The following is a 22,540-nucleotide window of genomic DNA, read 5'->3' on the forward strand; positions in this document are numbered from 1 at the left end:
CCCTGCCGTAACCGTATGTAAAACATTTATCTGGTTTTTCCGCAGGGAAGGAAAGCGAACCCCGGAGAGACTGCAGTTGCGGCATCTCCGAAGTTATGAATAGTATCAGCAAGGAGAGCCACACTTCCCGAAATCCGGATAATAAGTATCTGGAAAAGCGCAGTTATTATCAGGCCGGAAAATGACCGTTTGACAGCAGAGAGGCTTCTGGCTGTAGAAAGAAGTACAGGGTCAACGCTCCGTAGATGCGAGAAAGTGAGTGTTTTTCCTTTGAAGGCTCTGGCTCTGGTTTTGTCAGCCTTAAGCCTCCCTTCCAGCATATCCGAAAAGCTTTTCAGAACCACTGGTCGAGAGTTCTCTGTCTTGCCCCTGAAGCCGCTTTAAGGCGCTCTGCAGCTTTTTCTACCCTTTCTACGGAGAAGTCATTTTCCTCGCACAGAAACGTTATTAGTCTTTCGGAATCCGGCTTCCCCCATTTGATTTCATAGTTATCCGTAACGTCAGGATGGGTAAAAAGTTCCTTTATGCTGTCCAGAGCCTCGATCTCTACCCCTTTCTCCCGGAGAACTGCATGAATATTCCCATGCTTTTTAATCAATTTAAGAGCTGTCTTGGGACCTACTTTCTCCAGTCCTTTGTTATAATCCGTACCCACGCAGATTGCGATATCTATTAGCTGGTCCCTGCTGATTCCCAGCGCCTGCAGCGTTTCCTCCAGTTCAATCATTTCAAGTTCAACATCAACGTATACATTCTTTCCAGGAAGCTTTCGTTTGCCAGTAACAGCCAGATTGCGGATAACAGCTGGAGCTCCGAAAAGGAAAGAGTCATAGTCCTGGGAAGCAACATAATCCGCATCCTTTTTTAGGACCATATGCGCAGCCTGTGCCTCCCCTTCACAGGGAGCCTGTATCCATGGAATGCCCATCACACCGAGAAGATGTTTGGAATCCTCAATAATGCCCTGGTCAACCTTTGAAGAAGCCTGGGCATATTTATAGGCAGCTTCAAGATCCCCTTCTTTTTTTGCATATTCCCATTTTTCCCGGGACGATTCCCTTACTTCTTTCCTTTTATTCAAGGTTTGGGATTTCATTTCAGGGGGCTTGCCATCAAAAACGAAAACAGGTTTTATGCCTGCTTCAACCAGACTGGCTGTGCGGTAAAGAAGCCCGGAGAGGTGAGAAGTTACTTTCCCGCTCGAATTAACCAGAGGACTTCCGTCTCTCTGGCGAATAATGCTCAAAAACTGGTGCAGGGTATTAAATGCGTCAACTGCAATCACCTGGCTTGAGAGATCGGAAAGCTCTATTTTTCTTTTCTGGAGCAGATCTCCTATATCTGTACCCATGTTTTCCCTCTGTTAATAAAAATTCTGTTTAAGCAAACTCTGTTTAAGATCGATAATCCTTTTCTTTTGTTCTTTTATAATTAACCCATTTAATGTTCAGTATAATCATTGTCTATAGCAAGGCTATAGAGGATTAGCATTGCTGCCGCCATTATTTATTTGAAAATAGGTTTTATGTATACTGATATTTTACGCTCGAGACCATCAGAAACCCTTTCAGGTTGAAATCAATAAAAGATAAAATAGAAATATTTCTGACCAGAAAGAATAATTCGTCTCAAATCCCGTATTCTTCCTTTTCAAGTGCAGTGCTCTTCCTGGCTCTCAGGGCAAAATTTTTATTAAATTAAACAAAGGGTTTTTAAATTGAATAAAAGGCTCCTTTTAATTCCGCCTTCCAGCCGCACGCATAAAACACTTATTTTACATTAACGAGCCCTGTTCTGACTGAAAGAGAAGCAAATAAAAACATTGTGGGAAATCTGCTCTGAGTTAAAACCAGAGCCTTTCGCCGTAATTCCAATACAGGCTATCCGAAAGAAAGGAAGAATTCGAAAGAATTTGAAATCTTTATCGACACCTGCCGAAATTAGTGATATCAGGCAGCCTGATCAAGCCGAACATCAATTACCGAGTCTTCATTCGCCTCTATTTTAGATATTGTCAACAGATTTCCATTTCTTTCCAGAAGCGTAGCCTTCGTAACCTGGACCTGATGACCATCTATCTGTTTTTTGCTATTGTTTTTATGGATAACCAGAAGCTTCTGGCCCATCTCCGCTCCTTCTCCTATTTTGGATACGATATTTCGTATGACCTGCTCAAAATCAGAATAAATCAAAATCTCCGACTTATTTGCAACCTTTTTGATAATACCAATCGGCTCAAGATTGAGGTGCATATTAGCGTTCCTTCTTTACCTGTTTACACAAGGTAATTCAATATACTAACTCTGAGTAATAATAACTTACGATACACAATATCAATATGAATATATTTATAAATATCTGGAATACAGATATTCCCCTTTAGTACAGAATACCCAGTATATAAATTTTACTAAATCGTGGAGCTTGTGTCCGAAAATGCAAGAGGGAATAACGTTTCAAAGCAACCGGGTAACATATCATGTTAAATATATATTTGAAAGTAGGAATAAATTTAACGCAGTTAACATGTAAGTTAAGATCTTTTTAACAAAACTTGTATAAGAACTTTTCTTCTTAATTATATATGTAGACTGAAAAAATGTCCTTCGGATGAATGTGCCAGGCAATTACTGACAAATTTCCCATTTTTAAAAAGAAATAAAACAATAACACTTGGAAGCCCGAAAAAAAATCGTTGATTAACGAATAAAGCGATTTAAAGTTATTTATGATAAAGAGAAGGAACAAAAATGCAATGTGAAAAGAATTGTGGAAGGAAAAAGAATCGAATATGAGCAAATAAAAACTGAGGAAGGCGTTGAAAAGGAAATGAGATATAAACCAAAAAAGGAAATGAGGAATAAACCAAAAAAGGAAATGAAACTATAAGTAAAAAAGAAAGTGAGCTATAAACCAAAGAAGGAAATGAGATACAAAATAAAAAGAAAATGAAGCTACAAATCAAAAAAAATGAAACTATAAGTTAAAAAAGGAAGTAAAGCCTTATTTATACTTAGTTATTCCCAAAAAGTAGATAAAAAGATTTAGACGCGAGAAAAAAGCTGATAGAATTAACCTCTTAAAAAATAAGATTGTTAGCAGAAATCAGTGATATTTTCTGCGGTTGAATTCATATACTGCATTGTCAACTTTGGTCGAGAGTTCGTTCATCCTTTCTTCAATTTTTGTATCCGAACTTTCCATATTAACCCTGAGAGCACGGTCCCTTGCTTCGATCTTATCTTCAAAGTCCTGAAGTTTGTTGTTAATGGAAATGAGCATGAGAGATAAGGTTCCAGTTAGAATCATAATAGATATGATAATTAAAGGATCAATAAAGGGGTTTTCTGGCTTGTATGTAAACCTTCTGAGCCACTCAAAGGATAGAAGGAAAGATGACAGGACCATCACAATAAGGAATACTGTGTCTCTTGTCTCCATTATATACCTCTGACATACTTATGGAATTTTTCCTTTGAAATCATGAATTTTGCATAAAAACAAATTTTGGATATTTGAATGGAAATTGTTAGATGGAGATAATCACATAAAGTATTTACCGTTTTTCAATTTTTAATGTACTTCTATATTAACTATATTTTCTATTTTGTTTATTTTTTATACAGTGATCATATTTAATGATTTGCATAAACTATTTATTTGACCTTTATCTCGAGATCGTTTTTTACAATACGGCAGGAAAATCAAGAGAGAATAGAAATTACTGAAAAATAATAAAGCGACCAACTCAATCCCTGGAGCTTGCAAAACAAAAATTAAAGAAAAACTGTTAAACGGAGTTGATAGTAAAAAATATGGATAAGATGAACAATTGAACAGATGGACTTTATAATGAAAAGAATAAAAACTGAAGAAAGATGATAGAGTAAATATATAAAGGAATAGAAAAGGCATAATGTCAAGAAATAAGGAGTTTAATAATTGAGTTCCAGCGAACATTCACTTAAGGATTATTTACCAATCCTTTCCATGGCAGGGCTGATTCTGATAGTACAGGTTCTCTCCCTGATATTGTCAACACCAATGGAAACTAATAACATGCAGGCTTTTGAAGATCCTACGCAGGTTTCCAATTCATTGTATTACATTGTATTGATCCTGTCTTTTACACTTGTTGTTCTGATAGCGATAAAGAAAAACATGAAATGGGTCATCAGCTTACTCATATATCTTGCTATCGTAAGTACCCTGTACTATGTGTTTTTCGCACTTTTTACCCTGATTCCTTCACTTTCAGGCTTCGAAAACATTCTTTCAGTCCTGATATCCGCAGGGTTGACAGTATTGCTTTACAAATACCCTGAATGGTATGTAATCGATATCCTGGGAGTTTGCATAGCAGGTGGGGTCAGCGCACTTTTAGGAATTTCCCTATCCCCTATCCCGGTAGTAGTCCTTCTGATACTTCTTGCAGTCTATGATGCTATTTCGGTGTATAAGACAAAACATATGATAACTATGGCTGAAGGAATAATGGACCTTAAACTTCCCATTCTATTTATAATTCCAAAGCACCGGGACTATTCGTTTGTTAAGGAAACATTTAAGGAAGGAGAAAAACGTGAGGCTTTTTTCATGGGCCTTGGGGATGCAGTTATGCCCACTTTACTTGTAGTCTCCGCAAATGTATTCATTGAAAATGGAGGATTATCGTATCCCGTACTCGGGGCAGTTCTGGGAACTCTTGCAGGGCATATAATTCTGTCTATTGTGGTAATGAAAGGAAAACCCCAGGCAGGGCTGCCTTTCCTGAATACAGGAGCAATACTCGGTTTTTTTGCAGGTGTTTTGCTTTCAGGAACTTCAATTCTTTGAAAAAAAGTAGATTGGAATTTAACTTCACCACTTCATTTATTTTTATAAATTTCTTTTTTCTGGTTTCATTTCACGTTTTCACAAAGATTTTTTTATTTTATAGAATAATCACTTGACATGGCCAGACGAATTGCAGTGGTCTTTGACAGTGCCGGAACTCTTCTCCATATGTATAGAGTTGCAAAAGAATCCAGTACGGGAAATATTCTGGAAAATATAGAGAGCACTGCCATTGTCGCAAAAAAAAACGGTTGCGGCCTTGTAGCTCTTAATACAGAGAAAGAAATAATCCTGCGCTCAAGCAGGGAAATGCCTTTATTCGAATTTATAAGCGAGAACAGGATTTCAATAGGAATAAGCTGTTCAAAAGGATTGTTTACCCCGGACATTGCATGTGAGATCATAAAAGGAGCTTCACTCCTTATGGGGGACGTGCATGATGTACTCGAAGCAGTTGCAGCTCGCTGCCCTGACAGCATTTATCTCGCGGCAGGTCTAATAGTAGATTCGGAGGCAAAAAGAATACCTTATGTGCTCAGCACGGGAGGGCAGGTATTCAACAAGACTTTACAGACTGTTCAAATTCTTCATGCTATGAAAGTCGATACATATATAGCATCTGGAGACAGAATGCCTGCCCTTGTTCAACTTGCGAATTTAATAAATATCCCCACAGAAAGAGTCTTTGCTTTTGCTGATCCACTAATCAAGGAGAAAGTTGTGCTTGAATTAAAAAGTAGATATGAAAAAGTAATTATGGTAGGGGATGGGATTAACGATATCCTGGCACTCAGGGCAGCAGACATAGGAGTAATGACAATCCAGCAGGGGGACAAAAGACCGGAGGAGCTCAGGGAAGCAGCAGATGTGGTGCTCGACGATATAATAAAAGTCGTGGATGTGGTAAAAGGATTAATAAGAAACGAAAATCCAGCAAGTTTGCCAATCGATATTGATAATTGATGTTAACAGTGACAAAATAATGCGTTATGTTTATGTAATGTTTATTCTTATCTACTTGTTGCCCATATGTGAGAAATTTATTGATTATGTTAGTGCAGGATTCCACTTTAAAATAATTGCTTTTCACTATTGAGCGGTAAGCCAACCAGGCGCGAGAAAGCCACCAGATTTATGTTCAGCTCATAATTTGCGGAGGAAAATTCATGCCAGTATTTATTGAAGTTAAAAACCTAACTGTAGACTTCGACGGTCTCAAAGCCCTGAAAAACGTAAATTTAAATATCAACGAAGGGGAAGTCGTTGGGATCCTGGGAAAAAGCGGATCCGGGAAAACAATCTTGATGCATGTGCTGCGCGGGACCGAGTCTTTTGATAATATCTCAGGCGAAGTAATATATCATCTGGCCCGCTGTGAAAAATGCGGATATATAGAACGACCGAGCAGAGTAGGACAGAAATGCCCCGTATGTGGTGAGACACTTGAGTCGTTTGAAGCTGATTTTATAAAACTTTCTCTTTATGATCCGGTTAGGAGGGACATCACTAAACGCATTGCAATCATGCTTCAGAGAACCTTTGCCCTTTATGGGGACGAAAGGGTTCTGGTGAATGTCATAAACTCTCTTAATGAAATCGGGTATAAAGGAAACGACGCCATGCTAAAGGCGGTTGAGCTGCTCGAGGAAGTAAACCTGAGCCATCGTATGATGCACGTGGCAAGGGAGCTTTCAGGAGGGGAAAAACAGAGGGTTGTACTTGCAAGACAGCTTGTAAGAAATCCATTGCTCCTGTTAGCCGACGAACCAACAGGTACTCTTGACCCTATGACCGCAAAACTGGTTCATGACGCCATTATAAACGCTGTTAAGAATTACGACATGAGCATGGTACTTACCTCTCACTGGCCCGAAGTAATAGAGAAACTTGCAGATAAAGCGATCCTTCTCGAAAACGGAGAGGTTGTCCAGGAAGGAGATCCGCTTGAGGTTTCTGCAATCTTTATGCAGAGTGCATCCATGGTCAGGCACGAAAAGAACGTTCTGGTAGGAGAGCCCATTATCCGCGTAAGGAACCTTTCCAAGCGTTATATTTCAGTGGACAGGGGAGTTGTAAGAGCTGTTGACGATATATCTTTTGATGTTAAGGAAGGAGAAATCTTCGGACTTGTTGGGGTAAGCGGAGCAGGCAAGACTACGACCTCAAAAATCCTCATGGGTATTTTACCCCCGACTTCTGGTGAAGTCGAAGTCCGCATAGGGGACGATTGGGTAGATATGACAAAGTTAGGGGTTGAAAATAAAGGCAGGGCAACAAAATACATGGGATTCCTGCACCAGGAATACGGGCTTTATACCCACAGTTCCGTAATAGATAACCTTACGGAGTCTATCAGCCTTGACCTCCCATTCGAGCTTGGAGTCAGAAAAGCCGTGATGACGCTGAAAGCTGCAGGATTTGATGAGGATAAGGCAAAAGCTATTTTACCCAAAATGACCGATGAAACAAGTGAGGGAGAGCGGCATAGAATTGCACTTGCGCAGGTTCTGATCAAAGAGCCAAGAATTGTCATTATGGACGAGCCGACAGGGACAATGGACCCGATAACAAAGATCGCAGTGACAAATTCAATTCTCAAAGCCAGGGAAGAAATAGGAGAGACTTTTGTTATTGTATCCCACGACATGGACTTTGTAAACGAGATCTGCGACCGTGTTGCCCTTATGCGCGACGGAAAGATTGTGGATATAGGAGAACCAAAAACAGTATTATCTCAGCTCACTGAAGAGGAAAAGATCAAAGCTGCAGAAGAAATATAAATATGCTGCCACCTCTTAGTATGGAATAATACTAAAATGAGGTGCGATTACGAGTAATGAGATCAGCGTAGAGGTGAATGGGCAGGGTTACACTCTGCCTGAAGGCTCTACCCTTGGAGACGCCCTAAAAGTTTCCAGAGCCCCCTATATAGCCGGTGCAGCGGTTGGAATCATTAAAAAAGCTGCTGAAAAGAGAACGGAGAAAATCACCGAATACGCTATCAATACGCCCAGAGGGGAGCTGAGGATAGAAATCAAAGATCCCGATTCATTCTCAGGAAAATTATGGGCTAAACATTATAAAGAGTATGAAGGAAAAAATGTCCACTGGGAGAGCCCTGAAGCTCTGGCTCTTGGGCCTTTTGAAGCCGATATAAAACCTTCTCGTGAAACAGGAAGTTTTGAAGCTTTTGATGTCCTGTTCGGAGCTGGAGGATTTGACCCCAATAATACTCACCTGATCCTGTCAAGAAAGAGACATAAAGCTGAATATGGATCGCCCGAAGACGGCGCTTTTGCAACAATTGTAACTGGAAGAAAAATAATCTCCAGGCTTTCGAGAGAAGATTCCATCCTCAGTATAGAGCCGGTTATAGAATGGGAGCAGATTGCAGAGAAAACATGCACTGCCAATCTCTCAACCCCTCTCGAAAATGAGGACAGCATATTCACTTATTTTGAAGTTGAGCTTTCAAGAAATTCCCCGGAAGGGGCAGAACATTTCTATGCTCTGACCCGTGAAGGTACACTTAAAGTAGATGTCGTTACCAGCTCGTTTATTTCGGACGACAGTCTTAGAGAAGTCCCTGCTCCTTATGAAAATTTTGAGCCGAGAAAAGAAGGTGCTATTTCTGTAAGGACAGTCGGATACGGCACAGGCAGAATATACATATCCAGAGAGGACCGGCCTTCAAGCCTTGTGCATTCAGTTGTGGGGCAGGTAACAAAAGGGCTTGAGCTTATCAAACTTGCGGAAAAAGGGCAAAAGCTATCAGTCGAAAGCCTTCCTCCGCAAATCGTCCTGCTCGGGCACAGCTTTGAAGATGTCGAGCCTGTACTTTCCTCTATAGGAGTAGAACTGGTAAGAGATGGGTACACAGGAGAAGACGCGGTAATTGTGAGGCAGGACCCTCCAACTACCCTGGAAATTCTTGGAGAAGCTAAAGTAACTGCCTATGGAGTATCCAGAGCAAAACTGATTGAGGTCGAACTATACACAGAAAAGGCTCCAAAATCCGTTGACTTTTTCCGCCATGCGCTTGAACTCAAGACCAAAACCGTCGGAAAGCTTCCTGTCTATATGATATACGAGAGCACATACCTTTTCAAAACAGAAAAGGAAGTGGTGAAGTACAAAGAAATCCTTCCCGAAAACACGCCAACTGACAGAGTACTGGCTGGAGAAATAGGAATTACAAACCAGGCAGCAAAGAGAATGGGGATCATAGGAGCCAGACTTGAAGATGATGACCTTTTTGGCCCTACCGGAGAAAAATTCTCTTCAACGAATATTGTTGGCAGGATAATCGAGCCTGACAGACTAAAAGGCATTAAAGAAGGGGATGCAATATACATAAGTGAGGCTGCACATAGGAAAAATAATAGCTCTTACGGAGAATAATTGTTTAAATATAAAAATCATCACATGAATATATAAATAATGTAACATTAAAATAATACATAAGCGAAGAAATACCCGATGCTTGAGCGGATTCACATATTTTAATTTTTTGCAGGTGAAGTCTCCCGAAGCTAAGGAGAGACAGAAAATGACAGAGATGAAAAAAGAGGAGATTACAAAATATATTGTAATCAGTTCGGATAAAGTGCTGCCCGCAGATGCAGCCATGAAAATTTATGAATCAGAGTTTCCGGTTAAGGTGAAGGAGACCTGCTTTGGACTGATTGTAACAGGTACTAAAGAGGATGTTGTTGCAGTAGTCGAAAAGATCCGGGAGCTGGACAAAAACCACATTTTTATAAAAGATAGAGGATTCCCTGCAGGCGATGAGAGACGTTGCCGGGCGAGCCGGGGGGGAGGCCCGAGACCAGGGTTTCATTTCATGAGGGAAGAAGTTGAGATGCTTCCTGCAATAGGGGCTGCACTTGATGAAATGGAAGCAGATGAATCAATGAAAGAGAAGCAAAAGGAGAAACGCAAGCTTAAAGTCTCGGAGCTTGAAGAAATTATTGAAGCGGAACTTTCGAGGTGAATTTTTTTGGCAAAGGTTTTCATTTACCCTATAAACAGTCTTATCCTTTCTGACCTGGTTGAGCGTTTTGGGCACAAACCCCTTACCATGATGAGCCAGATACGAGAAAAAGTTACAACCATTGGCCTGGATTCTCCTCCTATCAATATCACTTCCGAGGACCCGAAAGTTGGTCTTAAATATGCTGCAATTGAAGTTCCGCCTGGAGTAAGAGGAAGAATGTCACTGATAGGTCCGCTTATAGAAGAGACCGAAGCTGCAATTATAGTTGAAAACCCGCCCACGAATTTTGGCTGTGTGGGCTGTAACCGTACAAATGAGCTAATGAAGTATCTGGTCCGCTCAAAAGGTATTCCCGTACTGGAAGTAAAGTATCCCGAATCTGACGAAGAAGCCCGAGATTTCGTAAATAAAATTGCAGAATTCCTGACTTCATTGCCTAAAGAAAAACCTGATGAAAATGAGAAGGCAGAAGAGAAAAAAACTGCAGAAGAGGAGGACAAGAAATGAGCGCTGAAGATTCCGGACTTGTCAAGATTGCCCTGGTATCCTGCGGATCTGAGTATTCAGGGGTCCAGCCTGAGTTTGATGAAGCAGCAGCCAGAGTAAATGCAAAATTCATTTTCCCTGAAGTTGATGTTGCATCCATAGATACTATAGGCAGGGAATTCGGGCTTGAGGTTGCAAGCGGGGACCTGAGGCTTATGATGGCACGGGCAAAAGCTGTCGTAGAAGGGACAACCAGTGTTGACGGAGTATTTATTACAACCTGTTTCCGCTGCGCCGAAGGAGCTATCGTAAGAAACGAGATCAGAAGATACATACACAGGCACTCAAATATCCCGGTAATCAGTTATTCTTTCACAGAGAGCACAACTGCAGGCACCCTTCTCACCCGCCTTGAAGCCCTTACTACAATTGTAAGACGCAGACACCTTCTTGCAAGGGAAGTCCAGAAAGGACTTACTGCCGGAATAGACTCAGGGTCAACGACCACAAAAGCAGTGGTGATGAGGGATAATAAAATAATCGGCAAGGGCTGGGTACCGACAACAAAAGTTCTTGAAAGTGCTGAGGAAGCATACTCTCAGGCCCTTAAAGAAGCTGGAGTCTCAAGGGAAGAAATCCAGGCCCTGGGGACGACCGGATACGGACGATTCCTTATAGGGAACCACTTAAAAGCCCAGCTTATCCAGGAAGAAATTACCGTGAACTCTAAAGGAGCGGTTTATCTTGCTGACAGGCAAAGAGGCCCTGCAACAGTAATTGATATAGGCGGGATGGACAACAAGGCAATTTCGGTTGAAGACGGGATTCCCGGAATGTTTACAATGGGCGGAATCTGCGCCGGAGCCTCGGGGCGTTTCTTTGAAATGATATCAAAGCGTCTTGGCGTGGATATTACCGAACTTGGAGATCTTGCAGTCAAAGGTATGCATGAAAATGTATCCATGAACAGTTACTGTATCGTTTTTGGGACCCAATCCCTTGTAAACTCCCTCGCTAAAGGGGCTACTCCTGAGGATGTGGCAGCAGCAGCCTGCTACAGCGTGGTAGAACAGATCTACGAACAGCAACTGCAGGAAGTAGATGTTAAGGAGCCGCTGATTCTTGTGGGCGGGTCTTCACTGATTGCGGGTGTCCCGAAGGCCCTGGGAGATCTTCTAAAAATCAATGTTCTTGTACCTGAAAACTCCCATCTGATAGGAGCCGTAGGCGCAGCCCTTCTTGCTTCCGGCTACGTGGAGGAGTGAGGTCAAAATGGATTCGCTTGAGACCTTTGTTGTTGAGTCCGCAATTGATTCGGAGAAAGAGTTTTACAGGAAGATTGTCGAGGACAACCTTGCAAGTCTCAAGCTTGCCCCTGCAATAGGAAGGATCAAGGTAGTGCTGAGGCCTGAAGATTCCCTCTTTCAGATGGCAATCATCCTCAGGGACGTGGGTACAAAGGTTACGACACTTGATATTGCCGATGTGGATTCGAAGCCTGTCGCCGGTGAAGTGGTAATCTCGATCAAAAAAGAGCAGTACATTCCGGAATTGCTCGTAAAGCTCTGGGAACGCTACGGAAAAGCTAACATCAGCCAGCCGGACCGGTGGACTGTAGCTATAAGTACGGATAAACCTGCAGAAGAAGCTGCTTTCCTCAAAGAAATGATGGTTGCAGACCCCAGGCACAGGCTTCATGAAAACCTCGTGGAATTTGCAGTAAGGGCAACTCCTGAAGGTTTCAGGGTCCGATACCACCTGTATAAAGGTAACCGCTTTATTTTCGTAGCATCCGAGGAGGCGTTGAAACAGGAGTGGATAGAAGAAGCAGGAGCAATGCTCGACGAATTGATGGAAGGAGGGAAAAAATAAGATGGCTGTACTTCTACCCTATCTTTACACCGGTGGAGTCCATAAGCACGGGCTTTTAATCGAGTTAATGGAAGACCTCGGCGGCTATATAGTCCAGAAAGTGGTTACCGGGACTGAAGTCAATCTCATAATGCTTGTGCCCGAAAAAGATGTTGATATTGTAAAAAAGCTTTCAGATGAAATGCTTGGAATACTGGCAGAAGCGCCTTTAACAGGTGTGGAGATTGCAGTTGTCTCCCCTACACTTGCATCTCATCACCTCCCTCATTCAGCCTGCGATGTAGCAGAATATCTCCGCCACCCCGGAGCTAACACAAATATGATAGGGCTGGCCAGGGGGATGGGGCGAAGAGTATCCCTATCTATGGACTACGAAAGGAAACTCATTAACGAGCATGATATTGCGGTTTTCACTTTCGGCTCTTTCAGTGACTGTATTACAAAAAAGAAACCGAAGCTTTTTGAAGGCATAGAGATACCGATTGTAGTTACCGGAGGGCCTGCGGAACTGAAAACAGAGGATATTCCCGGAGCAGACCTTTATATAGGTAATATCGGAAGGGTTTCTCACAGGTTAAGGCGGACAGAGGAGGTCAATGCCCTTGATAATCTTAACGAAGGGATCTCAAAAATAGCAGATAATATACGCAAACAGCAGGCGAAAGACCCGCTTGCAGTAATTCCTGCGCGGGTAATGAAAGAAATAGAGAATCAGGTCCCGGAAATCCGTACTGTACTTTCTCCCGCACCTCTTACCCTTCAGCTTGACGGGCTCAGGGTCAAACTCCCATATGATGAGTATCACGAAAAAATAGAAAAACTGGAGTTTGATGAAGGAGTCACTCTTTCAGAACTTGCTAATATTACCAGATCAAAAATGAAAAATTATATATTGATAAAAATCAAATCTAAGTCTGACGTTGGTTTTGCAATTTGACCCGGATTCTGTTGAGCTAAAAAATCATTCACTTTACATTTTTACTGGGTTTGTGACTTACCACTTATCCTTAAAACTGTAAAACCCGGTCCAGAAAACGGTTCTAAGCCAGATTTCCACGTTAATCTATGCTGGTGGTTTCTTATGGAACTTGAGGATATTGTGGAAATTTTGAAAAATGATCCCGCGAAAGTCATTCCGGATCTCCTTGATGACGTTCGAGAGCAGTACGGAGAAGTCCCTTATATTATGAATTTTTTGAAAGATATGCCTGAGATCTTCATTCCGAAGACTCTTTATGATAACTCTATTATGAGGGAGTTCAAACATCTCGACCAGGAAACCGTAGAACTCATTTCCATTGGTGTGGCTTCTACCCTTCGCTGCGAACACTGCCTGAAAATGCACCTGAGAATAGCAAAGAGGAAAGGCTTGCCTAAGGAGAAAATATTATCTGCAATAATGATAGGAGCAGTTCTCTCGCACGCCTCAGTACTTGCAGAAAGTAAAAAGTCTCTTAAAGCCGAATACCCGGATGAAGGCGACGAAAACAAAGAAGAAAGAGAGCTGGTCTGTACTCCTGATTGCGAAGTATGCAAGACCGCCGGCAAAAATCTGGATCAGGAAGCCATTGAACTAATCTCTATTGGTGTAGCTTCCGCCCTCCGCTGTCAACACTGTCTGAAAATGCATCTAAGGATTGCAAGACGAAAAGGAATTTCAAAAGAAAAAATATTTTCTGCAATAATGATAGGTGCGTCTCTGTCGAACGCTGCAGTACTTGCAGAAAGTACACGGGCTCTTGCATCCGAGTTTCCTGGTGAGAATGTCAGCCAGAAAGAGGAAAACGGAAAAAGGGAGCAATGCTGTGACCCTGACTGCGAAGTATGCAATATCGCAGGCGCAAATATCAAGTCAGTAACCAGTAAAAGTTCATGATTTACTTTCCCCGGGTCAATGGTTAAAGTTTAATTCCGGATACTTAATAAAGGCAACTTATTCTATAGAAATTAGAATTACTTCGAGTCTAAATTCCAGACGCCTTTTCAGATAGATGACTACACGTCAGGGTTTTATAACCTTAGAACTTATTTTTAAAGAAACTTTCAGTCTTTACTTAACCTGGCTCGTAAAATACAAAATCCGCTCAGACTTAAAGTCTCCCTTACACAGGACAACCTGAAAAAAAGTTCAAATAAATGATTTCCAGACGGGGGCTCATTTTCATAAATCAGAAAAGTACGCATTTAGTAGCTTTATCCTTCATTTTTCTGCTGGCGGTAGTTTTCACTCCTGCCGTTTCCGCAGCTTACGGGGAAGATTCAGAAAAAATTCTTGATAACCCCTGGGATCATTCTCCCATTACAGTATATATAAACGAGAAAGACCTTCCACCCCATTATAGTCCTACATATTATGAACAGATAGAAAAAGCGCTTGAATACTGGGAAGAGGGAGGAAACGGAAACCTCGATTATATGCCTGTTTTTGAGATCGTTGACTCGGAAGAAGCTGACATCACGATACGCTGGGTTGAAAACCTGGAGAATGTCGAAGGTGTCCCATCGGGCGTGGCAGGCTACGCAAGGCCAAGGATATCCGGAGACCATTTCGTTAAAGTGGATATAGTACTTGAAGTTGGAAACTATCAGGGCAAGGCATGGCGCCAGTATGGAGATGCAACAATGCTCAGCATTTCAAAGCATGAACTCGGGCATGCTCTCGGACTCGGGCACAGTGACAACCCGAGGGATATAATGTATCCCAAACATGAAATGAGGGATAATATAAATCCGATATTGTGGAGCAAGTACGGGGACTTAATACGCGCAGCAGGTATTCTGGCTCTTGCAGTTCTGCTGCTCCTGGGGATAAGCTGGCAGAATAGCAGAAGAAAAAGGAAAAAACTTGAAGATAAGTATTTCAAATGAAAAAGAGAGTGGTCCCCGGATTAAAAAGGCAATCCAGAAGTTTTTTTATTCTCACTGGCAAACCTTCCAAAGAAATCTTTGAAATAATCAGGAAGCTCCTCCATTTCAATAATTTTTTCAAAGGAAAACCAGGTATATGCCATGTGTTCATAACTCAACTTAACATCAGCGACAATATATCCCCCATCGAATACAATAGCAATAACTTTTTTCTCCGGGAGCTCAAAGTTTACTTCCCCTGCAATATCTCCGGGGACAATTGAAATTCCGGTTTCCTCCCATACCTCACGCACAATCCCTTCTTTAAGTGACTCATCCGGATTTACCTTCCCGCCCGGAAGATCCCATTTTCCCGGGTTGGTGCGGGAATTTTCCGAACGCCTGAGCAGCAGGAATTCTCCTTTCTCATTCCGGAGAAGGGCATATACAGAAATAACATAAGGTTTCTCCAGATTCATGTAATATTATCTAAGATTTATTTCTCTTAAAGACTGGCTCTTTCAAGATTTTCACGGCCTGGATTCGAATTAATAAGTACTTCCATTGCTGGAGCATCAGGAATAAATCCAGAAAGGATAAAGAGATTTGAAAAGGGGATTTGATATGGCTTACCTGACAGGAAAAACAGTATATGTGAACCTCAGCTCGGAATCAGTAAATATCATTGAGACTGACGAAAACTTAATTCTCGGATACCCTGGTGGGAGAGGGCTCGGAGTAAAACTGCTTTCCGAGATGGCAGAACCTGATATTGATCCGCTTAGCCCGGTTAATCCTCTTATTTTCACTACGGGACCTCTTACGGGTATTGCCCCCATGTCTTCAGAGGTAGTTATTACATCGAAATCCCCTCTGACGGGCACGGTTTTCAGCTGGAATGCAGGCGGAGGCTTTGGTAGAGAATTGAAGAGGGCTGAAATAGATGCCCTTGTGATTACCGGAAAAGCAAAGATGCCTTCTGTCGTGGAGATAAAAGGAGATAAGATAAAAATCGAACATGCGGAAAAGCTCTGGGGAAAAAATACAGAAGCATGTACTGAGGCCCTGAAAGATAAAGGAAGTGTAGCCTGCATAGGCAGGGCAGGAGAAAACAAAGTTCTTATTTCTTCTTTTGTTATTGATTCCATCCACAGCGGGAGGGGAGGAATTGGAGCAATTGCAGGCTCAAAGCTGCTGAAAGCAGTGGTTGTAAAAGGAGAAAAAGAACTCTTACCAGCCAGCCCGGAAAACTTCGAACAGCTCAGAACGAAAATGCTGAAACTTTTCGAGGCAAATCCTGTGCTCTCCAAAGGGCTTTCAAATTACGGCACTCCTGCATTTGTAAAGCTTCTCAACTATATGGACCTCATCCCCTGCAGGAACTTTTCCTTGAGAGGGACTCCTTTTGCCGACCTGTTCTCAGGGGAGTATATAAAAGCCAGTTTTGAGCTCAAGAAGGAGAGCTGTCCTGCCTGCCCTCTGAGCTGTAAACGGAGGATAAAAAAAACAGGGCAGATTCTCCCGGATTATGATTCTCTATGGGCTTTCGGGTTTAACCTGGAGAACCCGAACTTTAATTCCGTACTCCTGGCAGACAGGATCTGCAAAGATTACGGTCTTGACCCTGTTTCTGCAGGTTCCTTACTGGGAGCTTTAGCAGAACTAAGATCAGAGAAAATAGAAGCCGGAGAGCTTGAAGACTTGCTTGAAGAAATAGGAGAAGGAAATAAAACCGGAGAAGGCTCAAGAAAATACCTCTCGGGCCAGAAGAGAGAAGATCTGAGTATGGATGTAAAAGGGCTTGAACTTGCAGGTTTTGACCCCAGGGGAATTAAAGGACAGTCTCTTGCTTACGCAATCTCCTGCCACGGGGGGGATTATCTTACAGCCTTCATGGTAGGACCGGAAGTCCTCGGAAAGCCTTTGATCCTTGACCGCTTCAGCCTCAAAGGAAAAGCCGGAATCCTGCAGGTCTTTGAAAACCTGACTGCTGCACTGGATTCCCTTGCACTCTGCCCATTTTCGGTTTTTGCAGTTAATGAAGAGCTCTGTTCATCCTTATTACATTCCGGAGCCGGGATAAAAATAACACCTGCAGAACTCCTGAAAGCAGGAGAAAGGATCTGGAATCTGGAGAGAATTTATAATCTGAAAGCAGGTTGCTCTCAAAAAGATGATACTCTTCCGGAAAGGCTGTTCGAAACGAACAGTGTAGAGAAAGTAAACGGAATCAAAAGGAGTGAGTTTGAGGCAGCTCTTCAGGAGTATTATCACTATCGGGGCTGGGATAAAAGCGGAGTGCCCCGTATGGAAAAACTCAAGGAACTGGGAATCGAATATTGAAAAATTGAAGATCAGCCAGGGGTTTTGTATGTAGCGCAAATCTCGCGGAACAGATCCATCTGGATTAATCCGGATAGGCAGATTTACCATTTTAATACTTAATGCCCCTTCCAAATCGATATAATTGCTCAATTTTTCGGGATGATTTCTCTGAAATTGTGCCCGGAAAATCAAAATCTCGCATAAGCGTTATATACTCTAGGATAATTAATCGTATTAGTCTCGACCTGTGAGGTTGTACAGGCGTTCAGGTAGTAACTACTTTCCAGTTTTTCTATACAGTGTAATCAGCTAAGTATGGATAAAGGAGTAGACAGGCTTAAAAATTAGAAAAGCCTTCTTATACCACTTTGCCGGAATTGACATTGAAAAACCTTCGATCAAATCCGGTGTGACGTTTACAGCTTATTACAGATATCATAACATAAACCTTAAGGGAGAATCATCATGAAACAGCAGGTAGAAGTTAAAGACCTTAAAGAAGGGAAATACGTAATTATTGACGACGAAGCATGTGTTATAAAAAGCATCACCAAGTCCAAACCCGGGAAACACGGAGCTGCAAAAGCAAGAGTAGAAGCTATAGGCCTTTTTGACGGCCAGAAGCGTTCCTATATAGGTTCCGTTGCAAATAAAATTTATGTCCCGATTGTAGAAAGGAAGAGTGCTCAGATCATCTCAATCACCGGGAACATTGCCCAGCTCATGGATATGGGAGATTTCTCAACCTTTGAAATCGTAATCCCTGAAGATTTAAAGGACAGGGTAAAAGAAGGTGAAGAGGTATCCTATATCACAGCCCTCGGAAAGGTCAAACTCGATATAAGGACATAAACCTTTAAAACAGCAAAAACTCAGGTTAATAAACCTGAGCTCTTTTTTTAATTAAATAATTTATATCAGGTAAGAATATGTTTTTACCCAATTCCTTTATAGATGCTCTCGCAGACTATGAATCTTCACGCTATGTTATTTTCGGCGTGCCTTTTGACAATACTTCTTCATACCGCGCAGGCAGCCGCTGGGCTCCGGACGCTATGAGGCAGGTTTCTGCAAACTTTGAGAGCTATAACCCGGCCTTCGATATAGACCTTGTAGACCTTCCAATTTATGATGCCGGAAATCTGGAGACCTCAGCTTCGGTTGATGAGACCCTCCGGGATCTTTACGAAGAGGTAAAAGTTCTGCTGAACGATGGAAAGCTTCCTATTATGCTCGGAGGCGAGCATTCGCTGACCTACTCTACCGTAAAGGCCTGTGCTGAGTTCGCAGGGGACGACTTTGGAGTTCTTGTCCTTGATGCCCATTTCGACCTCAGGCAGGAGTACAGAGGGTTCAAGCACAACCATGCCTGCGTATCCCGGAATATCCTGGAGAATGTGACCAGTAATCTTGTTTCTATTGGTGTGAGAAGCGGACCGGAAGAAGAATGGGTTTTTGCAAGGGAGAGCAAACTGAAATACTATACGGCAGATGATGTCGAATCTATAGGCATGGTAGAAGTGCTTAAAGAAGTCATTGAATGGCTGGACTGCAGCCAGCTATACCTTTCCCTTGATATGGATGCGATAGATCCAGCTTACGCTCCAGGGCTGGGCACACCCGAGCCTTTCGGGCTGAGTGCCAGAGACGTCAGGACTGCAATAAGAACCCTTGCCCCTTACTCGATGGCTTTTGATATTGTGGAGATTGCTCCGGAATACGATTCAGGACAAACAGCAATGCTTGGAGCAAAACTTATGAGAGAGTTTATTGCATCGCATGCAAAAAGCTGCATCAAGATATAATGCAATCAAGATATAATGCATAAAGAAAAATTTTTAAAATGAATAAAGAAAACGGTCATTATAAAACTCACAGATGACTGCCACTGATAGAGCAGTTTCAGTTTTTTTAGAGAAAAGGAGGGAAAGAAATAATTCCATCAATGGATTTTCCCCTATATGCTCATTTATTCAACTGCTCTATTTGCCAGCCCATTCAAAAATACCGAATTCAAACACTTAACTCAAACACTTAACTCAAACACTTAACTCAAACACTTAGCTCAAATGCTTGACTCAAATGCTTGACTCAATTACACTCTTTTTCTCAGATTATGCACGCCAGAGAGCTATGATTTTATCAATTGCTATGTGCGTATATTTTCCGTTCGTTTTAAGAGTGAGTACATTGTCTGCGCAGGCTTCCACCTTTCCATTAAAAACGTCGGGACCTCCACAGTAGACGTCCACAACTTCGCCAAGATGATGTTCCACTATAAAAGACTGCATTCCTTGCACCTCAGTGTATTTCATGTCCCGCCTCTGAATAAATATCCGCTTCCATCCCAGAAGCAGGAAAAAAACCTGGCTGGACAAAAAGTTCGGGCTAATCTCTCAGCCAGAGAATTATCCAGAGATACGGGGCTCAGAAAAGAATAAAAATATCCTTTACTGCCCCAATTGATCCCTGTAATTTATTTAAATCTACAATTTCAAATCTTACTGGGCCCACAGAGCTATAATCTTATCAATGGCTATGTGTGTCAGTTTCCCTTCATTTTCGAGGGTAAGTACATTATCTGCACATGCTTTTATGACTCCCCTGAAAATATCCGGCCCACCACAGTAAACGTCTACAGCACTCTCGAGGTAGTGCTCTACTATAAAAGATTGCATCATAATTTTGCTACTCCTTTGATCTTTTGTCTTGAGAACTGATTTTCTTTATTTTCCTGTACCTGTATATCGTTATTTTAAACATCCGTTTTCCAGCTTAATATAAGAAACAGGCATCTGTGTTTAACTACCTGCTTATTCCTTATAAATTTATTTAAAAACTAATCTTGATTTTCCTGCTGCAGCGGCTTTAACCTTAACTAAGAAAACTAGCTTACGCGCTGAAATTGTACTACTCTGGCAGAAAGCGGTTTTATAAAAAATAAAATCACAAAAATATACTTTTTACTTCAGGTTTATTTGCGTAAAGGAGAAAAGGAAAGCTAAGTTTAGCTGGAGAAAAATGTGAGAAAGTTTGAATACGAAAGAGCATAAAAAAATAGTGCAATGTAATGAAATAATCACTACAATAATAAATAATCATTATCGCTTCCGAGAAGAAAATAAAAAATAGAAGAATAAAAATAAATTAAAAAAATAAATAAGTAAATAAATTAAAAATAAATAATTGAGTGAGCCCTTTGAGAGCGGTTTTTAACTCCGACTTCCTTCATAGAGAAAGATGTCTTCGATATTCGTGTTAAAAAGTCTGGCAAGCTTGAAAGCAAGATCGAGAGAAGGGTCATATTTTCCTTTCTCAATGGCATTTATCGTCTGCCTTGTTACCCCCACTTTATCAGCAAGGTTCTCCTGAGTAAGATTATGGATTGCCCTGTAAACTTTAATATTGTTTTTCATCTCAGCCACCATATTCCCTGTTATAGTATTTGTAAAACAGGGAGTAAAGCACAATAACCCCGCAGCTCGCATATGCCATGAAAAAACCAAGATCGGTGTATCCTGGATAGGTATCCCTCATAGCTATGAGAACTGCAGCTCCAAGGGCAAAGCCCTGTGCAAATATCTGGAGAGTAACGCGCGAAGCCTTCTGGCTTACCTGATGAATTCTTTCATCTTCAACTACACCTTCCATTCTGTTTTTCAAATTGTACATAACTGCCATGCCTGCAAGCACAACACCTACTGCCAGTACCGGATTTCCTATCGAAACCGAAAAACCCACCACGGCTCCCATAACCATTACAGTCAGAAGAGAAATTATCCTGAATTCCTTTCGTTTCATCTAAAAACTCCTCGCATACCTTAGTTATATCTGCATTACAAATTGCTATAAACTGGATTCGTCCAGGTAAATAATTCGAGACATATAGTCACACCAAACATACAAAATGTAATGTTTACTTTACATTAAGTAGAATGTACGATACATTATTTATAGATGTCGGCGTAAAAAGAAGATCGAAAATCTGGAAAAAATAATTTGAAGATTAAGTTTTAAGAAAAAATAATTGAAGAAGGGTTTTTACCCTCCTTGTAATATACTGATATAAGTTTTACTCTTTCAGCCTTTATTAGAAACTATTACAGGTTCGGGCTTATGAGGAGAGTATTTTGAGCTGCTGGATTCTGGTGAAGGAGAGGGAGCCGGTGCAAGACTTGCTTCCTTTGATAGAGCCGCGATAAGGCATCCTCTGGCAATTGAATAGATAGGGTCCTTCGAGTCTGTTCCTGCCGTGTTAAACCGACTCTTTTTGACGCCCGAAATCCTTATAGGCAGATCAGTTTCCCTGAGCCTTTTCTCAAACAATTCTACAAAACCTTTAGCTCTGGTGCTTCCGCCGGCTATTGCTACCTGGAATTCCGCATCGGGCGGAGCAGTTTCGGAGAGTTTGCGCTTGAGATGCTGCAGGACATATGTCAGGAGAGCATCGTAGTAAACAGAAAGTGCGCCCTGGACGCTCCCGATTTCATGTTCTGCACACAGCGAGAAGTCTGTTTCCTTAATAGAGGTGATTCTTTCTTTTGCCAGTCCCGTGGCAGTTGAGACCTGTTCATCAATCCAGTCCCCTCCACGGGCAATGCTGAAGGAAACTATAGGAGTTGCCATATAAGCTACAGTTACATTTGTCATGCCTGCGCCTACACTTATCCCGATGCCTGTGAAATTGGACTCACTGAGTTCCGAATACACGACTGAAAGTCCTTCGTCAATAGGGCAGGTAGAATACCCGAGCTTGGTAGCAAGGGCTTCCACGGTTTTTGAGTGGTAAAGCACATTGAGCTGGTTATCCACAGGATTTGCAGGAACAGAAATGTACAGAAGTTCATCTTTCTTTTCAGGGAGCCCGAGTACTCTCTCAATAATGAGTTTGATCATCGGAATGGAGTCTTTTTCATCAGGGCTTATAATTCCCTGCTTCATGGGCCTTCGGATATGCTTGTTAAATACATTTGAGAATTTGAAGGCATCTTCTCCAAGAACGTTAATGATATTTCCTCTCTGAGTGTACAGCACCCTTCCATTATCAAGCATCTGCTTTGTCAGGTCATTTGATTCCATCTCAAGAAATGCGTTTCTCTGCTGAGAAAAGGAAATCGAACCGCTTCCTTTTGTCGCACATATGATATTCATGGTTCCTACGTCGAGGCCTTTAGCCAT

Annotated in this window: 25 protein-coding genes; 15 read left to right on the top strand and 10 right to left on the bottom strand. The window is 41.8% G+C overall.

The features are described from left to right. Window positions 1–26: 26 nt before the first annotated feature. The 3 genes from RSJ42_RS13935 to RSJ42_RS13945 all read right to left on the bottom strand — a co-directional run bounded on the left by RSJ42_RS13935 (window position 27) and on the right by RSJ42_RS13945 (window position 2,252). On the bottom strand, window positions 27–344 hold the full coding sequence (locus tag RSJ42_RS13935; RefSeq protein WP_410507872.1) for a hypothetical protein: 318 nt from the start codon (window positions 342–344) through the stop codon (window positions 27–29). Next, window positions 335–1,351: a flap endonuclease-1 gene (gene fen, locus RSJ42_RS13940; RefSeq protein WP_410507873.1), complete on the bottom strand. Its 1,017-nt coding sequence runs from the start codon at window positions 1,349–1,351 to the stop codon at window positions 335–337. Before fen ends, RSJ42_RS13935 begins: the two co-directional genes overlap by 10 nt. A 598-nt stretch (window positions 1,352–1,949) precedes the next feature. Beyond that, on the bottom strand, window positions 1,950–2,252 hold the full coding sequence (locus tag RSJ42_RS13945) for a hypothetical protein (RefSeq protein WP_410507874.1): 303 nt from the start codon (window positions 2,250–2,252) through the stop codon (window positions 1,950–1,952). Between the two features lie 505 nt (window positions 2,253–2,757). On the opposite strand from RSJ42_RS13945, the gene RSJ42_RS13950 reads away from it, so the two are divergent. After that, entirely contained in the window at window positions 2,758–2,889 is a 132-nt protein-coding gene (locus tag RSJ42_RS13950; protein ID WP_410507875.1) for a hypothetical protein, read from the top strand. A 216-nt stretch (window positions 2,890–3,105) separates the two neighbouring features. Here RSJ42_RS13950 and RSJ42_RS13955 read toward each other — a convergent pair whose 3' ends face one another. Then, window positions 3,106–3,441, bottom strand: a complete 336-nt coding sequence (locus tag RSJ42_RS13955; protein ID WP_410507876.1) for a hypothetical protein — start codon at window positions 3,439–3,441, stop codon at window positions 3,106–3,108. 501 nt (window positions 3,442–3,942) lie between these two features. Between RSJ42_RS13955 and RSJ42_RS13960 the strand changes: the two genes are divergently transcribed. From RSJ42_RS13960 to RSJ42_RS14010, 11 genes are all read left to right on the top strand, one after another. Beyond that, window positions 3,943–4,836: a presenilin family intramembrane aspartyl protease PSH gene (locus tag RSJ42_RS13960; RefSeq protein WP_410507877.1), complete on the top strand. Its 894-nt coding sequence runs from the start codon at window positions 3,943–3,945 to the stop codon at window positions 4,834–4,836. Between the two features lie 117 nt (window positions 4,837–4,953). Next, window positions 4,954–5,799 (top strand): HAD family hydrolase, encoded by an 846-nt coding sequence (locus tag RSJ42_RS13965; protein WP_410507878.1) that lies wholly within the window; start codon window positions 4,954–4,956, stop codon window positions 5,797–5,799. 203 nt (window positions 5,800–6,002) lie between these two features. Then, window positions 6,003–7,616 carry a methyl coenzyme M reductase system, component A2 gene (gene atwA / locus RSJ42_RS13970; RefSeq protein ID WP_410507879.1) on the top strand — a complete coding sequence of 538 codons (1,614 nt, stop codon included), beginning with the start codon at window positions 6,003–6,005 and terminating at the stop codon, window positions 7,614–7,616. 73 nt (window positions 7,617–7,689) lie between these two features. After that, complete coding sequence (locus RSJ42_RS13975) at window positions 7,690–9,237, top strand: methanogenesis marker 3 protein (RefSeq protein ID WP_410507880.1); 1,548 nt, start codon at window positions 7,690–7,692, stop codon at window positions 9,235–9,237. 148 nt (window positions 9,238–9,385) lie between these two features. Continuing rightward, on the top strand, window positions 9,386–9,829 hold the full coding sequence (locus tag RSJ42_RS13980) for a methanogenesis marker 6 protein (protein ID WP_410507881.1): 444 nt from the start codon (window positions 9,386–9,388) through the stop codon (window positions 9,827–9,829). 6 nt (window positions 9,830–9,835) lie between these two features. Next, window positions 9,836–10,339 (top strand): methanogenesis marker 5 protein, encoded by a 504-nt coding sequence (locus RSJ42_RS13985; RefSeq protein WP_410507882.1) that lies wholly within the window; start codon window positions 9,836–9,838, stop codon window positions 10,337–10,339. After that, window positions 10,336–11,583, top strand: a complete 1,248-nt coding sequence (locus RSJ42_RS13990) for a methanogenesis marker 15 protein (protein ID WP_410507883.1) — start codon at window positions 10,336–10,338, stop codon at window positions 11,581–11,583. Before RSJ42_RS13985 ends, RSJ42_RS13990 begins: the two co-directional genes overlap by 4 nt. Window positions 11,584–11,590: 7 nt before the next feature. After that, window positions 11,591–12,190 (top strand): methanogenesis marker 17 protein, encoded by a 600-nt coding sequence (locus RSJ42_RS13995; RefSeq protein ID WP_410507884.1) that lies wholly within the window; start codon window positions 11,591–11,593, stop codon window positions 12,188–12,190. Between the two features lies 1 nt (window position 12,191). Next, complete coding sequence (locus RSJ42_RS14000; RefSeq protein ID WP_410507885.1) at window positions 12,192–13,127, top strand: methanogenesis marker 7 protein; 936 nt, start codon at window positions 12,192–12,194, stop codon at window positions 13,125–13,127. 144 nt (window positions 13,128–13,271) lie between these two features. Then, on the top strand, window positions 13,272–14,066 hold the full coding sequence (locus RSJ42_RS14005; RefSeq protein WP_410507886.1) for a carboxymuconolactone decarboxylase family protein: 795 nt from the start codon (window positions 13,272–13,274) through the stop codon (window positions 14,064–14,066). 260 nt (window positions 14,067–14,326) lie between these two features. After that, window positions 14,327–15,058 carry a matrixin family metalloprotease gene (locus tag RSJ42_RS14010; RefSeq protein ID WP_410507887.1) on the top strand — a complete coding sequence of 244 codons (732 nt, stop codon included), beginning with the start codon at window positions 14,327–14,329 and terminating at the stop codon, window positions 15,056–15,058. A gap of 20 nt (window positions 15,059–15,078) precedes the next feature. Here RSJ42_RS14010 and RSJ42_RS14015 read toward each other — a convergent pair whose 3' ends face one another. Next, window positions 15,079–15,516: an NUDIX hydrolase gene (locus RSJ42_RS14015; protein ID WP_410507888.1), complete on the bottom strand. Its 438-nt coding sequence runs from the start codon at window positions 15,514–15,516 to the stop codon at window positions 15,079–15,081. A gap of 145 nt (window positions 15,517–15,661) precedes the next feature. Between RSJ42_RS14015 and RSJ42_RS14020 the strand changes: the two genes are divergently transcribed. From RSJ42_RS14020 to speB, 3 genes are all read left to right on the top strand, one after another. Continuing rightward, window positions 15,662–17,380, top strand: coding sequence for an aldehyde ferredoxin oxidoreductase family protein (locus RSJ42_RS14020; protein WP_410507889.1), 1,719 nt, complete (start codon window positions 15,662–15,664; stop codon window positions 17,378–17,380). A 447-nt stretch (window positions 17,381–17,827) separates the two neighbouring features. Next, entirely contained in the window at window positions 17,828–18,214 is a 387-nt protein-coding gene (locus tag RSJ42_RS14025; RefSeq protein ID WP_410507890.1) for a translation initiation factor IF-5A, read from the top strand. 77 nt (window positions 18,215–18,291) lie between these two features. Further along, window positions 18,292–19,167: an agmatinase gene (gene speB / locus RSJ42_RS14030; protein WP_410507891.1), complete on the top strand. Its 876-nt coding sequence runs from the start codon at window positions 18,292–18,294 to the stop codon at window positions 19,165–19,167. Between the two features lie 309 nt (window positions 19,168–19,476). Here speB and RSJ42_RS14035 read toward each other — a convergent pair whose 3' ends face one another. From RSJ42_RS14035 to RSJ42_RS14055, 5 genes are all read right to left on the bottom strand, one after another. Then, on the bottom strand, window positions 19,477–19,653 hold the full coding sequence (locus tag RSJ42_RS14035) for an MM0924 family protein (protein ID WP_410510377.1): 177 nt from the start codon (window positions 19,651–19,653) through the stop codon (window positions 19,477–19,479). Window positions 19,654–19,863: 210 nt separating this feature from the next. After that, window positions 19,864–20,043: an MM0924 family protein gene (locus RSJ42_RS14040; RefSeq protein ID WP_410507892.1), complete on the bottom strand. Its 180-nt coding sequence runs from the start codon at window positions 20,041–20,043 to the stop codon at window positions 19,864–19,866. A 531-nt stretch (window positions 20,044–20,574) separates the two neighbouring features. Further along, the gene (locus RSJ42_RS14045; protein ID WP_410507893.1) at window positions 20,575–20,778 is read right to left on the bottom strand and encodes a helix-turn-helix transcriptional regulator; all 204 of its coding nucleotides are present in this window, start codon (window positions 20,776–20,778) and stop codon (window positions 20,575–20,577) included. Between the two features lies 1 nt (window position 20,779). Then, a complete protein-coding gene (locus RSJ42_RS14050) occupies window positions 20,780–21,163 on the bottom strand; it encodes a DUF2178 domain-containing protein (protein WP_410507894.1) in 384 nt (127 codons plus the stop codon). 279 nt (window positions 21,164–21,442) lie between these two features. Then, window positions 21,443–22,540, bottom strand: a complete 1,098-nt coding sequence (locus RSJ42_RS14055) for a hypothetical protein (protein ID WP_410507895.1) — start codon at window positions 22,538–22,540, stop codon at window positions 21,443–21,445.

Source organism: Methanosarcina hadiensis (assembly GCF_046529725.1).
GTDB classification, from domain to species: Archaea; Halobacteriota; Methanosarcinia; order Methanosarcinales; family Methanosarcinaceae; genus Methanosarcina; species Methanosarcina hadiensis.